Origin of the sequence: Zobellella denitrificans, assembly GCF_002237365.1 — a bacterium.
Lineage (GTDB): Bacteria > Pseudomonadota > Gammaproteobacteria > Enterobacterales > Aeromonadaceae > Oceanimonas > Oceanimonas denitrificans.
This window is the reverse complement of record NZ_NMUO01000001.1, coordinates 21519-34784: the sequence shown is the minus strand read 5'-3', so window position 1 is coordinate 34784 and position 13266 is coordinate 21519. Positions and strand designations below refer to the sequence as shown.

Sequence of the window (13266 nt, the reverse complement as noted above, 5' to 3'; positions counted from 1 at the left end):
CTAAGGCTGTTGATGACCGATTATTGATAGTCGACCCAAGCGGCGCCCGCGTCGGCCGAGCGCACGCAGTTTTCGAGCCAGCGCACCCCTTCGGTGCCGGCCTCGATGCCCGGGTAATGATGGGTGCTCAGGAAGTCCTCGTCACCGCGCTGTTTGGCGTCGATGGCCTGGGCGATCCACAGGTAGATATTGGCCCAGCTGTCACCCAGGCCCTCGGTGTGCAGCGCGCCCATGCGGTCGACCGCCAGGCTTTCTGCTTCGAGATAGGGCATGCCGTGGTGCAGGGTGCGGTTCGGCTCGCCCTGCACTTCGTAGATCAACTGGTCGGGGTGGGCATCGGACCACTCGACGGAGGCCTTGGAACCGACGAAACGGTAGCGCTGGGAGCCCATGTTGCCGGCGTTCACCGACGACACCCAGAGACGGCCGCGGGCGCCGTTGTCGTAATGCATGAGCACGGTGGCGTGGTCCTCAAGCGGGGCCCTGGTCGGGATAAAGGCCTTGCGATCGCACAGCAGCTTGTCGATCTTCAGGTGCGGCAGCACCACCTCGGACAGGTAGTAGAGATGGGTGCCGATATCGCCCAGCACGAAGGTCGCCCCCGCGGTGGCGGGGTTGGTCCGCCATTTCACCGCCTCGCCCGCGCCGGTGTCGTCGCCGGAGTTGAAACCGTGGGTGTACTGCATGTCGACGATGCGGATCTCGCCCAGCATGCCCTTCTTGACCATGGCGGCCATTTGGTGCACCAGCGGATGGCCGGTGAAGCCGTAGGTCACGCCCACGATCAGACCCTTGTCCGCGGCCAGTGTCGCTACCTCTTCGCATTCGGCGACGGTGAAGAACAAGGGTTTTTCGCAGATGACATGCAGGCCCGCTTCCAGGCACGCCTTGGTGATCTCGAAGTGGGTAAAGTTGGGGGTGGCGATCGACACCACTTCTATGCCGTCTTCACGGGCGGTCTCGCCCGCGATCAGCTCCTGATAGGTGGTGTAGCAGCGATCTTCGGCCACCCCCAGCCGGGTGCCGAAGTCGCGGCCGCGCGCCGCGTCCAGGTCGAAGGCGCCGGCCAGCAGTTGGTAAGTGCCGTCGCGCAGGGCGCCGGTGCGGTGCTTGTAGCCCACCTGACCGGTGCGGCCGCCACCCACCATGCCCCAGCGCAGGGGCCGTGCGGTTGTTCTTTCTCCGTTTATCATGTCTTCATCCTCTTCAAAGTGGCGACCCTGTCGCTCCTGCCCCTCTTTGCACTCGGGTGCAAAGAGGGTGAAAAAAATTGCGAATTCGCTTCGCTTTATGCACCCGGTTGCAATTCGGTGCTTTAAAAAACCGACAACCTCTGTCGGTCACTCGGTTACAGGGGAAAAGCACGAATCCCTTCCCTTTTGCACCCGGTTTCAAATACACTAGAGCGCAAGCCAACCTTCTGTCAACATAAAATTCGAGCATGGCAAAAAACACACAGGAACAACAGGGCCGCAAGGTCACCGCCAGCGATGTGGCGCAGCGGGCCGGCGTCTCCAAATGGACCGTCTCCCGGGCCTTTACCGAAGGGGCGTCCATTTCTCCCAAGGCCCTGGAGCGGGTGCGGCGGGCCGCCGAGGAACTGGGCTATCGGCCCAACCTGCTGGCGCGCAGTCTGACCACCCGGCGGACCAATATCGTCGGCCTGGTGGTCGACGAACTGGGCAATCCCAATCTCGCCACTATCCTGGACGAGATCACCCGCCAGCTGCAGCAAAAGGGCTACATGGCCATGCTACTCAACATCACCTCGGAGCAGAGCTACCGCGCCGCCATGTCGTTGGCGGACCAGTTCCAGGTGGACGGACTGATCTTCCTCGGCACCATACTGAGCGACGAACTGCTGCAGTTGGCGAGGAACATCAGCGATATCCCGCTGATCGTGCTCTACCGCAACAGCGACAATCCGGACATTCACGTGGTCAGCACCGACGGCTACCGGGCCGGGCAGGAAATTGCCGCCCTGATGGCGGCCCAGGGCTATGAGCGCATCGGCTACATGGCGGGGCCTCCGGCGGAAACCAACCACCTCCGGCGCCTGGACGGCTTCCGGGAGGGGCTGGCCGAACGGGGCAAAGCCCTGGACCTTATCCTCGGCGCCGAGCATTACCAGCGGGAGCAGGGCTACCAGAGCCTGCTCCGCTACCTGGATACCACCCCGAGAGAGGTGCGGATAGCAGCCCTGTTCTGCGAGAACGACATACTGGCGATAGGGGCGCTGGAGGCGCTCAAGGTGCGCGGAGAGGAAGGGCGCATGGCCATTGTCGGCTTCGACGACATCGATCAGGCCGCCTCGCCCTGCTATGAGCTGACCACCTATCGGCAGCCGCTGCAGACCCTGGTCAGCGAGGCCATCCGCCGGCTGACGACAGTTGAGCCGCCGTCACGCTACCTGGCGCCCGGCGCCCTGGTGCTCCGGCGTTCTCATCTCAGGGGATAATAAAAAACCGGCCTGAGGCCGGCTTGGGGCATTCAGGGCAGGACTTTCCTGAAGGGTTTGACGATGACCGAGGCGTAGACGCCGGCGGCCAGGTAGGGATCGGCATCGGCCCAGGCCCGGGCGGCGTCCAGCGAGTCGAACTCGGCAATCACAGTGCTGCCGGTAAAACCGGCCTCGGCCGGGTCTTCGGCGTCGACGGCCGGGTTGGGGCCGGCCACCAGCAGCCGGCCTTCATCGGCCAGGGCCTGCAGCCGGGCCAGGTGGGCCGGACGGGCTTCCTTGCGCATGGGCAGGCTGTTGGGAACATCTTCACTGAAAATCACGTACCACATCAGGGTTGTCCTTCTTGTTTGGTGCCGTCCTGTGCCGGCAACTGGCGATAGAGATAAAAGGCGGTGGCGAAGGTGAAGGCCAGGGTCAGGCCGAGCAGGCCGAACACCTTGAAGTTGACCCAGAATTCCTGGGACAGGTAAAAGGCCACATAGACGTTGAGGGCGCCGCAGAAGGCGAAAAAGCCCACCCAGGCCAGGTTGGCCCTGTCCCAGATGGCATCCGGCAGGGGCATTTCCTTGCCCAGCATCTGCTTGATCAGGTTTTTGCCGAAACCGTAGCGGCTGACCAGCAGGCCGGCGGCGAACAGGGCGTTGACGGCGGTCACCTTCCATTTGATGAAGGCGTCATCCTGGAAGAACATGGTCAGCCCGCCGAAGAACAACACCAGTACCAGGGTGACGAGGTGCATTTTTTCCAGCTTTTTGTGCCGGAGCCACTGCACCAGCATCTGCACACAGGTGGCGGCCATCAGGGCGCCGGTGGCGGCATAGATGTCGACCGTCTTGTACACCACGAAGAAGATGATAAGCGGGATGAACTCGGCGAATTGCTTCATAGGAATGACCCGTACTGCGAATGTGGGCCCAGTTTACCCCCATGGCTGGCCGCAGGCAAAGTCGCCGGTCATTTATTCAATACAAAAGGGCCCGGTCCGATGCGGAGCCGGGGCCCTTTGCTTATGGGGAGACGACGAGAGGGAGCGGGGACTTAGCCCTGCACGCCTTCGGCGATAAAGTCCATGCTGGCCTGCACCGCCGGCAGCGGCTCATCCAGCTCGCACACTTCCCTGGCGAAGGGCTCGAAGGAGAAGTAGCCCCGGTAGCCGGCCTGGAGCAGGGTGCGGATCTGGCCGATATTGTCCAGCCGGTCCGCGGGGCCGACCAGCACCCGGTGGGCGTCCAGCATCTGCTCGTAGCCGATGGCGGTGTCTTCCACCCCGGAGATGTGCACCAGGCCGGTGAACTCGGGGAAGAACTCGGTTTCGCCCGCCACCCTGTGGTGGAAGGTGTCATGCACCAGGGCAAAGCGGCCCTCGCCGCCCACCGCCTGGATGGCGGCCACCGCGTGTTTTTTCAGCCGCAGGGAGGAGACGGGAAAGCCCAGCGGCTCCACGAAACCCTTGAGGCCGTGCTTTTCCAGTATCGGCTGGAGGCCGCGCAGGGCCTGCTCCAGGCTGGCGGGGTCCGAGCCCTGGAAGCTGCCGTCGTTGAGCGGGCACAGCACCAGGCCGGTGGCGCCACAGGCGGCGGCCAGTTCGGCCAGCCTTTCGGCCTGGGCGGCGCGCTCCTGGTTCCAGACGTTGAACGGATAGAGGGCGTTGATGCTCAGGATCTCGATGCCGAGTTCACGGGCCCGGGCGCCGATGGCGCGGGCGTTGTCCAGCTCGCTGATGCTGTTGTCGGCCACGTCGTTGCGCAGCTCCACCGCCTGCAGGCCCAGGGCCCTGGCGGTGTCGAGCAGTTCGAAGGCGCTCAGCCTGGGCGCCGTCATATGGTTCAGGGAGAAAGTCGGGGTCAGTTGAGACATCTTGATTCGGCTCCGTACATCACTTGTTGTAGAAGGTGGGGCGCTCGGCCATCACCACGGGTTCAATCTGGCCACTTTCCTGGGCCAACACGCAGGCATCGGCGGCCACGGCGGCGGCATAACCGTCCCAGGCGGTGGGACCGGACAGCTGCTGCTGTTCAATGCCCTTGATAAAGTCCTGCAGCTCGATGTCGTAGGCTTCGATAAAGCGCTGTTTCCAGTCGGTGAGGATGTTGGTGGCCAGTTTCGCTTCGGTGCGCAGCAGCAGGCTCTGGGGCTCGGGCAGGTTGGCGACGCCGGTTTCGCCCACCACCGAGCACTGGATGTCGTAGCCGTACTGGCAGTTGACGAAGATTTCCAGATCGATGCGCACGCCTTTCTGGGTTTCGATCAGCACGATCTGCGGATCGGCCAGGTGCTCGAAACGGTGGCGGGTACGTTTGGGATACACCACCTGCACCGTCTTGTAGTCGTCGTCCAGCAACCAGCGCAGCACGTCCAGCTCGTGGATGGCGGTGTCGACGATGGCCATGCTGGTGACATAGCTGTCGGGCACGGTCGGGTTGCGGTGGGCGCAGTGCACCATCAGCGGCTCGCCGATCTGGCCGGCGTCGATGGCCTGTTTCAGCAGCTGGTAGCCCTTGTCGTAGGGGCGCATAAAGCCCACCTGCACCAGGCGCTTGCCGGCGGCCACTTCGGCCTCGACGATATTGAGGCAGCCCCGGGCGGTGGTGGCTAGGGGTTTCTCACAGAACACGTACTTGCCGGCCGCGATGGCGGACAACACGAATTCCTCGTGGGTGGGTCCCCAGGAGGTGACCAGCACGGCGTCCACGTCGTCGGCCTTGATCAGGTCGTGGCCGTTGTCGTAGACCCGGGCGTCCAGCCCCAGTCGTGCTACCACCGCCTCGGCCTGGGCCCGGTTGACGTCGTTCACCGCCACCACCTGGCCGCCGGACAGGGTCTGGGTAATGCGGCGGGCGTGGTCTGCGCCGATGGCGCCGGTACCGATAACACCAATTCTGATTGTCATGTTTTTCCTCCAGCTCAAGGTCGTCTCGTCGGCCTGCGCCGACGCTCAGTGGTCTGCTTCCCGCAGGCCGGCATTTTTCGATGTTACCGGCTTGTTGGAATTTATGTTTCATGACCATCACTATAAGCAGTGGCGGGGCAGAAACGCCAAGAGCGTGATGATGGAAAGCCATCACCCGGGGCTATACTGGGCTCATGTCGGGATCTGGAGTGAAAAAACATGAAGAAGATCACGCTGGCGGAGGTCGCCAGACGGGCCGGGGTGGGGGAAGCCACGGTGGATCGGGTGTTGAACGAGCGGGGCAATGTGTCGCCGGACACCGCCGAGCGGGTGATCCGTATTGCCCGGGAGCTGGGATTGAAACGGGTGTTGCCCGACGAATGGCGCCGGCTGCGCCATATAGAGGTGTTCCTGAGCGACAGCGACACCTATTTCTTCAAACAGCTGAGCAAGAGCTTTATGCAGGCGGCCGACACCCTGGGCAAGCGGCGCCTGGTGCTGCACCGTACCTTTGTGGGCGAGCGGGAGCCGTCCCTGCTGGCGAAGAAACTGGGCGAGGCCGCCGCCGGCCGGGACGGCATCATCCTGTTCGGCTCGGATCATCCGGCGGTGGTGGCGGCGGTGAACGCCGCCACGGCAAGGGGAGTGCCGGTGATCACCCTGGTCACCGAGCTGCCGGGCACGGCGCCCCTTGCCCATGTGGGCATCGATCAATACGCCGCCGGGCGTACCGCCGGCTGGCTGCTGGGCCAGTGGTGCCGGGATCCCGGCGAGGTGCTGGTGGTGTGCGGCCCGCTGGAGGTGCTGGTGCACCGGGAGCGGATGCGGGGCTGCCGGGAGCGGCTGGCGGAATCCGCGCCCCATCTGCTGCCCCGGGTGCTGGAGGGCCGGGAGCAGAATGACCTTATCGAGTTCCTGGTGCGGGAGCGGCTGGCCGAGGGCCGGGTGGTGGCGGTGTACAACACCGGGCCCGGCAACGGCACCATTGCCCGCCTGCTGGCACGCCGGGATCTGGCCGGGCGTTGCGTCTTTATCGGCCATGAGCGCCACGCCACCACCGAAGATCTGCTAAAACGCGGCCTGATGCAGTTGACCCTGGATCAGAACCCCAGGCTGCACGCCTTTCGCGCCCTGGAGCTGCTGCTCAACCACCTGGAGCAGGGCCCCCGCGCCATCACCGGCGGGCGTATCGACTTCTCCCTGTTCACTCCCGAAAACATCGGCGGCTGAGCTGCCGTCCGCCGCTGTTGAAATTTACATTTCATTCTGTCCCGCTCCGTTCCGGGTCCTCGCGGGCCCGGGCGGGGCATGGGCACCGGCTTTTCTCCTTAACTTTGGGAGTGCTCATAACCTAATGATTTATATGGGTTTAATAAATTGATGCCCGAGCTGATGTTCGGGCCGGGAGCACCATAACAAGATCCATGTCAAAGAATTGTTATTTTTTGCTGTTTAGTGGTGATGGCGCCTTGCGAAAAATCATAAATTCCAACAATATTAATTTTGAAATAAACGTTCAAATAGGATGTTCGCAGGAACGACCATGCTCTCAACGGCTGCAGCGTGGTTTGGCAGCCTCAAGGAATGAAACACCGCTTCCCTACAAGGAGTAAGACCATGAAATTCAAGAAACTGATTGTTGCCTCCGCCCTGGCCTCGGTACTGCCCTTCGGCGCTTATGCCGAGGATATCAAGATCGGGGTGTCCATGGCGCTGTTCGACGACAACTTCCTGACCCTGGTGCGCCAGGCCATGCAGGAGAAAACCGCGGAGCTGGACGGTGTCAGTGCCCAGTTCGAGGACGCCAAGAACGACGTGGGGCAGCAATTGCAGCAGGTGGAGAGCTTCGTCAACCAGAAGCTGGACGCCATCGTGATCAACCCGGTGGATACCCAGGCGGTGGCGCCCATCATCAAACGCGCCGAGGCCGCCGGCATTCCCCTCATCTTCGTCAACCGTCGCCCCGAGGCCGCACTGCCCGACGGCATGGCCTTTGTCGGTTCCGACTCCAAGGTGGCCGGCCGACTGCAGATGGAATATATCGCCGAGAAGTTGGGCGGCAAGGGCAATGTCGCCATCCTGATGGGGGAGCTGTCCAACGAAGCCACCCGTGACCGTACCAGCGGGGTGGAAGAAGTGGCCGCCAAGTACCCGGACATCAAGATCATCGCCAAGGAAACCGGCAAGTGGTCCCGCAAGGAAGGCATCGACGTGACCAACAACTGGCTGCTGTCCGGTTACGAGATCGACGCCATCGCTTCCAACAACGATGAAATGGCCATCGGTGCCATCATGGCCCTGGGACCCAATCGCCTGAAGGACGTGATCGTGGGCGGGGTGGACGCCACCCCCGACGCCCTGGCCTTTGTCGACAAGGGCATGATGGCTCTGACCGTGTTCCAGGACGCCAAGGGCCAGGGCAAGGCCTCCATCGAAACGGCGGTGAAAATGGCAAAAGGGGAGGCCGTGGATAAAAACGTCATGATCCCCTACGAGCTGGTTTCTCCGGAAAACCACAAGGAATTCGTTGGACGTAACTAAGCCATCAACCGGGGCCCGCGGGCCGGGCCCCCTTGATACGTCTCGGAGGTAATCAGATGTACCCATATGTGCTCGAGGCCGAAGGCATCAGCAAAGGCTTCCCCGGTGTCAAGGCGCTGGACAACGTCACCCTGAAGATACGGCCGGGCAGTGTACACGCCCTGATGGGGGAAAACGGCGCCGGCAAATCCACCCTGATGAAGTGCCTGATCGGTATCTATACGCCCGACACCGGCACCATCAAGGTCAAGGGCAAGGAAATGAATTTCCGCGACACCATGGATGCCCTGCACTCCGGCATTTCCATGATCCACCAGGAACTGAACCTGGTGCCCCATATGACGGTGGCGGAGAATATCTGGCTGGGCCGTGAGCCCATGAAGGGCCTGTTCGTCGATCACGACACCCTCTACCGGGAAACCGACAAGCTGCTCAAGCAGCTCAGCATCAAGGTCAAACCCGACACCCTGGTGGGCGATCTCAGCATCGGCACCCAGCAGATGATCGAAATCGCCAAGGCGGTGTCCTACAACGCCGACGTGGTGATCATGGACGAGCCCACCTCGGCCCTGACCGAAGGGGAGGTGTTCCACCTGTTCCGCATCATCAACGACCTCAAGGAGCAGGGCAAGTCCATCGTCTACATCAGCCACAAGATGGACGAAATTTTCGAAATCACCGATGAAATCAGCATCTTCCGGGACGGCACCTATGTCGGCTCGGACAAGACCGAGCATTTCGACCGCCAGAGCCTGATCACCAGGATGGTGGGCCGCGAACTGACCCAGATGTTCCCCAAGTTCAACGACAACATCGGGGAAGAAGTGCTGACGGTGAACAACCTCTGCCGTGCCGGCAAGTTCCACGACGTGAGCTTTTCGCTCAAGCGGGGCGAGATCCTGGGCGTGGCCGGCCTGGTGGGTGCCGGGCGCAGCGAGGTGATGGAAAGCCTGTTCGGGGTGCACCCGGCCGACAGCGGCAGCCTGGTGCTGGAAGGGCAGGAGGTGAGCATCGGCTCTCCCGCCCAGGCCATCGATCTGGGGCTGGCCTTCCTCACCGAGGATCGCAAAAAATCGGGGTTGTTCCTGGTGCTGTCGGTGCTGGAAAACATGAGCATCGTCAAGATGCCCCGCTACATCGACGGCAAGGGCTTCGTCAGGCACGCGGACATGGTCAAGGACTGCATGGAGCAGATCCAGAAGCTCAACATCAAAACCCCGACCATGGATCAGATCATCAACAACCTGAGCGGCGGCAACCAGCAAAAGGTGCTGATCGCCCGCTGGCTGCTGGCCCAGCCCAAGATCCTGATCCTGGACGAACCCACCCGCGGCATCGACGTGGGCGCCAAGGCGGAAATTTACAAGCTTATCAGCGAACTGGCCAACCGGGGCGTGGCCATCATCATGGTGTCGTCGGAGCTGCCGGAAATCCTGGGCATGAGCGACCGGGTGATGGTGATGCACGAGGGGCATATCACCGGCATTCTCGACAGGGAAGAAGCCACTCAGGAAAAAATCCTCGAGCTGGCCTCGGAATAAGCGGTTATAAAGGAACAGGACTATGGAAAACGTAAAGGCAACGAAAGAAATGGCGGCAACGCAGAACAACGGCACCGCCTGGGACAACCTCAAGCGGAAGATGCCCAAGGACATGGGCATCTTCCTGGTGATGATCGGCATCGCCCTGGTGTTCGAGGTGCTGGGCTGGGTGTTCCGTGGCCAGTCCTTCCTGATGAACCCGGGCCGGCTGGTGCTGATCGTGCTGCAGGTGGCGATCATCGGCATCATCGCCGTGGGGGTGACCCAGGTCATCATCACCACCGGCATCGATCTTTCTTCCGGCTCCCTGGTGGCGCTGACCGCGGTGGTGGCGGCCAGCCTGGCGCAAACCGCCGACAGCATCTCGCCCATGTATCCGTCTTTGGTGGATCTGCCGGCCATAGTGCCGATAGTGGCGGGCATCGGAGTGGGGCTGTTGTGCGGCCTGATCAACGGTTGGCTGATCACCAAGACCGGCATACCGCCCTTTATCGCCACCTTAGGCATGATGGTGTCGGCCCGTGGCCTGGCCCAGTTCTATACCCAGGGCAACCCCATCAGCTTCCTGTCCGACGGCTTTACCTCCATCGGCCAGGGCTCGGTGCCGGTGGTGATCTTCCTGGTGGTGGCGGTGGTGTTCCATATCGCGCTCAAACATACCCGCTACGGCAAATACGTGTACGCCATCGGCGGCAACATGACCTCGGCCCGGGTGTCCGGTATCAACGTCGACAAGTACCTGATCATCGTTTATTCCATCGCCGGGGCCCTGTCCGGCCTGGCGGGCATCGTGATGGCGGCGCGAGTGAGCAGCGGCCAGTCCAGCATGGGCCTGGCCTACGAGCTGGACGCCATCGCCGCGGCGGTGATCGGCGGCACCAGCCTGATGGGCGGGGTGGGGCGCATCACCGGCTGCGTGATCGGCGCCATCATCCTCGGGCTGATGAAGAGCGGCTTCACCTTTATCGGGGTGGACAGCTATGTGCAGGACATCATCAAGGGCGCCATCATCGTCGGTGCCGTGGTGATCGACATGCGCCGCAACAAGGCCAAACGCTGATTACAGACTGCGAGTTTGCCCTTTTTCAGGCAGGTGGCTCAGGCCCCTGCCTGTTTTTTATGGGGCTTACACCCCGCTTCCACAGCATGAAACGAGCAGTCGTCGTTTCACCCTGACGGTGCCCGGAGTGGTGCTGAAACGGGATCCCGGTCAAACAAAATTTTACAAACCAGCCACAAATCGCGATCCAGATCATGGAATTTTTGTTTCAAAATTGATTTAAATGGATTGTTCGTTTAGTTTGTGTGCGAGATAAATCAATAACAACAACGTTACCTTGTTTTTACGCAGGCCTATGGCCAGGCAGCCATGCAAACGGAGGCATCATGACGCCGCAAGGAAGATACAACATCAAGTACGTACTGCTGATCTGCGCGGTATCCGCATTGGGAGGCCTGCTGTTCGGCTACGACACGGCGGTGATTTCCGGCGCCATCGGCCCCATCAAGAGCTATTTCGGGCTGGATGCCTTCGGCGTGGGCTGGGCGGTGTCCAACGTGGCCATCGGTTGCATCATTGGCGCCTTTGCCGCCGGCACCATCGCCGGCAAGCTTGGTCGCAAGAAAGCCCTGCTGTTGGCGGCCTTGCTGTTTACCGTTTCCGCTATCGGCTCCGCCTTGGTGGATACCTTCTTCTGGTTTATCGTCTACCGCCTGATCGGTGGGGTGGCGGTGGGCCTGGCTTCGGCAGTCTCGCCGATGTACATGTCGGAAGTCTCGCCCAAGGACATGCGCGGCCGGGCGATCGGCATGCAGAACTTCGCCATCGTGTTCGGCCAGGTGGTGATCTTCTCCATCAACTACCTGATCGCCAAGGGCGCGACCGAAGCCTGGCTGGTGGACATGGGCTGGCGGGTGATGCTGGGCTCGGAAGTGATCCCCTGTCTGCTGTTCTGCCTGGTGGTGAGTTTTATTCCCGAATCGCCCCGCTGGAACGTGATGCAGGGCAACGACGCCGCGGCACTGGCTACCCTGCGCAGGATCTACAACGGCCCCTATCCGGAAAAGGTGCTCAAGGAGATCAAGCTCTCGCTCAACCAGCGCCGGCTGGAGCAGCAGCAAAAGCGCAAGCTCAACTACCGCAACGACAGGGTATTCTGGTTTATCGCCTTCGTGGGCTGCATGATCGCCATCCTTCAGCAGGCGACCGGCGTCAACGTGATGATGTATTTTGCTCCCGTGGTGCTGGAGCAGGCCACCGGCAACAACGAGGCCGCCCTGTTCATGACCATCTGGATCGGGGTGATACAACTGATCGGTACCTCCATCGGTGCCTTTCTGATGGACAGGGTAGGGCGGGTGCCACTGCTGCGTATCGGTGCCATCGGCTCGACTGCCGGCTTGCTGGTGACCTCCTATTTCCTGTACCAGTCGGCGGATCTCTCCGGGGCAGAGGCGGTGCGCAACGGTTATTTCATCCTCTCCGGCATGCTGCTGTTTATGCTGTTCTTCGCCGTTTCCTGGGCCGTGGGGGCCTGGGTGGTGATTTCCGAAATCTTCCCCAACCGGATGCGCTCCGAGGGCATGTCCCTGGCGGTGTCCGCCATGTGGGTGAGCAACTTCATTATCGGCCTCGGCTTCCCGCTGATGAACGGCAATGCCTTCCTGCTCGAGCACTTCCACGGCGCCTTCCCCATGTGGCTGTTCGCCGGTTGCTGTGTACTGGCCTACTTCTTCGTCACCCGCTTCCTGCCCGAGACCAAGGGCGTGCCCCTGGAGCAAATGGAGGAGACCATGCTGACCAAAACCAACTTGGAAGCCCGGGAGGTACCGGTCGAGATGGCCCGGGCCAACGGCTGATGTCCGAAACCGGCCCCTGGGCCGGTTTTTTTTTTGAGGGGGCATGATGATCACCGATCCTTACTTCTACCTGGTCGCCGTGCCCGCCGTGCTGATCTACGGCATCGGCAAGGGCGGCCTGGGCGGTGCCCTGGGGGTGGTGGCGGTGCCGCTCATCAGCCTTACCACCCATCCCTCCACCGCCGCCGCCGTGCTGCTGCCGCTGCTGTGCCTGATGGACCTGTTCGCCGTGGCCTGGCACCACCGCCATGTGTGCTGGCGCCAAATTCGCCAGATCATCCCCGGCGCCCTGCTGGGGGTGGCGCTGGCGGGGCTGCTGATGGCCCGGGCGCCGACCTGGCTGCTCACCGGCTTTATCGGTATTGCCTCCATCCTGTTCTGCCTGCACCACTGGTTCAGCCCGCCGGTGCCGGCCAGGGCCGGCGGCCTGGGCCAGGGCACCCTGTGGGGCACCCTCACCGGTCTGTTCAGCACCACCATCCACGCCGGCGGGGCGCCGGCTAGCATGTACCTGTTGCCCCAGCAACTGGAGAAACGGCTGCTGGTCGGCACCATGGCGGTGCTGTTCGCGCTGATCAACCTGATGAAGCTGGTGCCCTATGCCCTGCTGGGCCAGCTCAACCCCGGCAACCTGCAAACCGCCCTGATGCTGGTGCCGCTGGTGCCGGTCGGGGTCTGGCTCGGGGTCTGGCTGGTCCGAACCGCCAGCCAGCGGCTGATCTACCGGCTGTGCTACGGGCTTTTGTTCCTCTCCGGCCTGCACTTCCTGCAACTGAGCCTCCGGAGCTGGTGGTGATCAGCCCGCCACATTGAAAGGGGATCACCCGCACCCGGGAAGGTCCGGATGGATGGTCTCGGTCCTTAAAGCAAGAAAACAAAGTTTTGCTCTGCTTTTTTATTCAGACTTCTCTCCGGTGTGCCCTATAACGCAACTCCTGCCTTTAGCCAACATCCACAAAGCGCAAGAAATCGAA

12 protein-coding genes are annotated in these 13266 nt (G+C 62.0%); 7 read left to right on the top strand and 5 right to left on the bottom strand.

Features of this window, described 5'->3' with window-relative positions:
• Positions 1 to 20 precede the first annotated feature (20 nt).
• Entirely contained in the window at positions 21 to 1193 is a 1173-nt protein-coding gene (locus CGX12_RS00140) for a Gfo/Idh/MocA family protein (protein ID WP_094037873.1), read from the bottom strand.
• Between the two features lie 248 nt (positions 1194 to 1441).
• On the opposite strand from CGX12_RS00140, the gene CGX12_RS00135 reads away from it, so the two are divergent.
• A complete protein-coding gene (locus CGX12_RS00135; protein ID WP_094037872.1) occupies positions 1442 to 2458 on the top strand; it encodes a LacI family DNA-binding transcriptional regulator in 1017 nt (338 codons plus the stop codon).
• A 32-nt stretch (positions 2459 to 2490) separates the two neighbouring features.
• Here the strand turns inward: CGX12_RS00135 and CGX12_RS00130 are convergent, their stop codons facing one another.
• From CGX12_RS00130 to iolG, 4 genes are all read right to left on the bottom strand, one after another.
• Entirely contained in the window at positions 2491 to 2790 is a 300-nt protein-coding gene (locus CGX12_RS00130) for a YciI family protein (protein WP_094037871.1), read from the bottom strand.
• On the bottom strand, positions 2790 to 3347 hold the full coding sequence (locus tag CGX12_RS00125; protein ID WP_094037870.1) for a septation protein A: 558 nt from the start codon (positions 3345 to 3347) through the stop codon (positions 2790 to 2792). The genes CGX12_RS00130 and CGX12_RS00125 overlap by 1 nt, the downstream gene beginning before the upstream one ends.
• Before the next feature lie 152 nt (positions 3348 to 3499).
• A complete protein-coding gene (locus CGX12_RS00120; RefSeq protein WP_094037869.1) occupies positions 3500 to 4318 on the bottom strand; it encodes a TIM barrel protein in 819 nt (272 codons plus the stop codon).
• 19 nt (positions 4319 to 4337) lie between these two features.
• Positions 4338 to 5351: a bifunctional inositol 2-dehydrogenase/D-chiro-inositol 1-dehydrogenase gene (gene iolG / locus CGX12_RS00115; protein ID WP_094037868.1), complete on the bottom strand. Its 1014-nt coding sequence runs from the start codon at positions 5349 to 5351 to the stop codon at positions 4338 to 4340.
• Between the two features lie 219 nt (positions 5352 to 5570).
• Here iolG and CGX12_RS00105 point away from each other — a divergent pair, with 219 nt between their 5' ends.
• The 6 genes from CGX12_RS00105 to CGX12_RS00080 all read left to right on the top strand — a co-directional run bounded on the left by CGX12_RS00105 (position 5571) and on the right by CGX12_RS00080 (position 13088).
• The gene (locus CGX12_RS00105) at positions 5571 to 6581 is read left to right on the top strand and encodes a LacI family DNA-binding transcriptional regulator (RefSeq protein ID WP_094037866.1); all 1011 of its coding nucleotides are present in this window, start codon (positions 5571 to 5573) and stop codon (positions 6579 to 6581) included.
• Positions 6582 to 6968: 387 nt separating this feature from the next.
• Complete coding sequence (locus CGX12_RS00100; RefSeq protein ID WP_094037865.1) at positions 6969 to 7892, top strand: sugar ABC transporter substrate-binding protein; 924 nt, start codon at positions 6969 to 6971, stop codon at positions 7890 to 7892.
• A gap of 56 nt (positions 7893 to 7948) precedes the next feature.
• Positions 7949 to 9433 carry a sugar ABC transporter ATP-binding protein gene (locus tag CGX12_RS00095; RefSeq protein WP_094037864.1) on the top strand — a complete coding sequence of 495 codons (1485 nt, stop codon included), beginning with the start codon at positions 7949 to 7951 and terminating at the stop codon, positions 9431 to 9433.
• Between the two features lie 22 nt (positions 9434 to 9455).
• Positions 9456 to 10493: an ABC transporter permease gene (locus CGX12_RS00090; protein WP_094037863.1), complete on the top strand. Its 1038-nt coding sequence runs from the start codon at positions 9456 to 9458 to the stop codon at positions 10491 to 10493.
• A 326-nt stretch (positions 10494 to 10819) separates the two neighbouring features.
• Positions 10820 to 12292, top strand: a complete 1473-nt coding sequence (locus CGX12_RS00085; RefSeq protein WP_094037862.1) for a sugar porter family MFS transporter — start codon at positions 10820 to 10822, stop codon at positions 12290 to 12292.
• A gap of 43 nt (positions 12293 to 12335) precedes the next feature.
• The gene (locus tag CGX12_RS00080; RefSeq protein ID WP_198401823.1) at positions 12336 to 13088 is read left to right on the top strand and encodes a sulfite exporter TauE/SafE family protein; all 753 of its coding nucleotides are present in this window, start codon (positions 12336 to 12338) and stop codon (positions 13086 to 13088) included.
• Positions 13089 to 13266: the final 178 nt, after the last annotated feature.

Excerpts from the sequence above, each read along its gene's own strand:
- CGX12_RS00140 (WP_094037873.1), bottom strand. The coding sequence starts at position 1,193 with ATGATAAACGGAGAAAGAACAACCGCACGGCCCCTGCGCTGGGGCATG.
- CGX12_RS00135 (WP_094037872.1), top strand. The coding sequence starts at position 1,442 with ATGGCAAAAAACACACAGGAACAACAGGGCCGCAAGGTCACCGCCAGC.
- CGX12_RS00130 (WP_094037871.1), bottom strand. The coding sequence starts at position 2,790 with ATGTGGTACGTGATTTTCAGTGAAGATGTTCCCAACAGCCTGCCCATG.
- CGX12_RS00125 (WP_094037870.1), bottom strand. The coding sequence starts at position 3,347 with ATGAAGCAATTCGCCGAGTTCATCCCGCTTATCATCTTCTTCGTGGTG.
- CGX12_RS00120 (WP_094037869.1), bottom strand. The coding sequence starts at position 4,318 with ATGTCTCAACTGACCCCGACTTTCTCCCTGAACCATATGACGGCGCCC.
- iolG (WP_094037868.1), bottom strand. The coding sequence starts at position 5,351 with ATGACAATCAGAATTGGTGTTATCGGTACCGGCGCCATCGGCGCAGAC.
- CGX12_RS00105 (WP_094037866.1), top strand. The coding sequence starts at position 5,571 with ATGAAGAAGATCACGCTGGCGGAGGTCGCCAGACGGGCCGGGGTGGGG.
- CGX12_RS00100 (WP_094037865.1), top strand. The coding sequence starts at position 6,969 with ATGAAATTCAAGAAACTGATTGTTGCCTCCGCCCTGGCCTCGGTACTG.
- CGX12_RS00095 (WP_094037864.1), top strand. The coding sequence starts at position 7,949 with ATGTACCCATATGTGCTCGAGGCCGAAGGCATCAGCAAAGGCTTCCCC.
- CGX12_RS00090 (WP_094037863.1), top strand. The coding sequence starts at position 9,456 with ATGGAAAACGTAAAGGCAACGAAAGAAATGGCGGCAACGCAGAACAAC.
- CGX12_RS00085 (WP_094037862.1), top strand. The coding sequence starts at position 10,820 with ATGACGCCGCAAGGAAGATACAACATCAAGTACGTACTGCTGATCTGC.
- CGX12_RS00080 (WP_198401823.1), top strand. The coding sequence starts at position 12,336 with ATGATGATCACCGATCCTTACTTCTACCTGGTCGCCGTGCCCGCCGTG.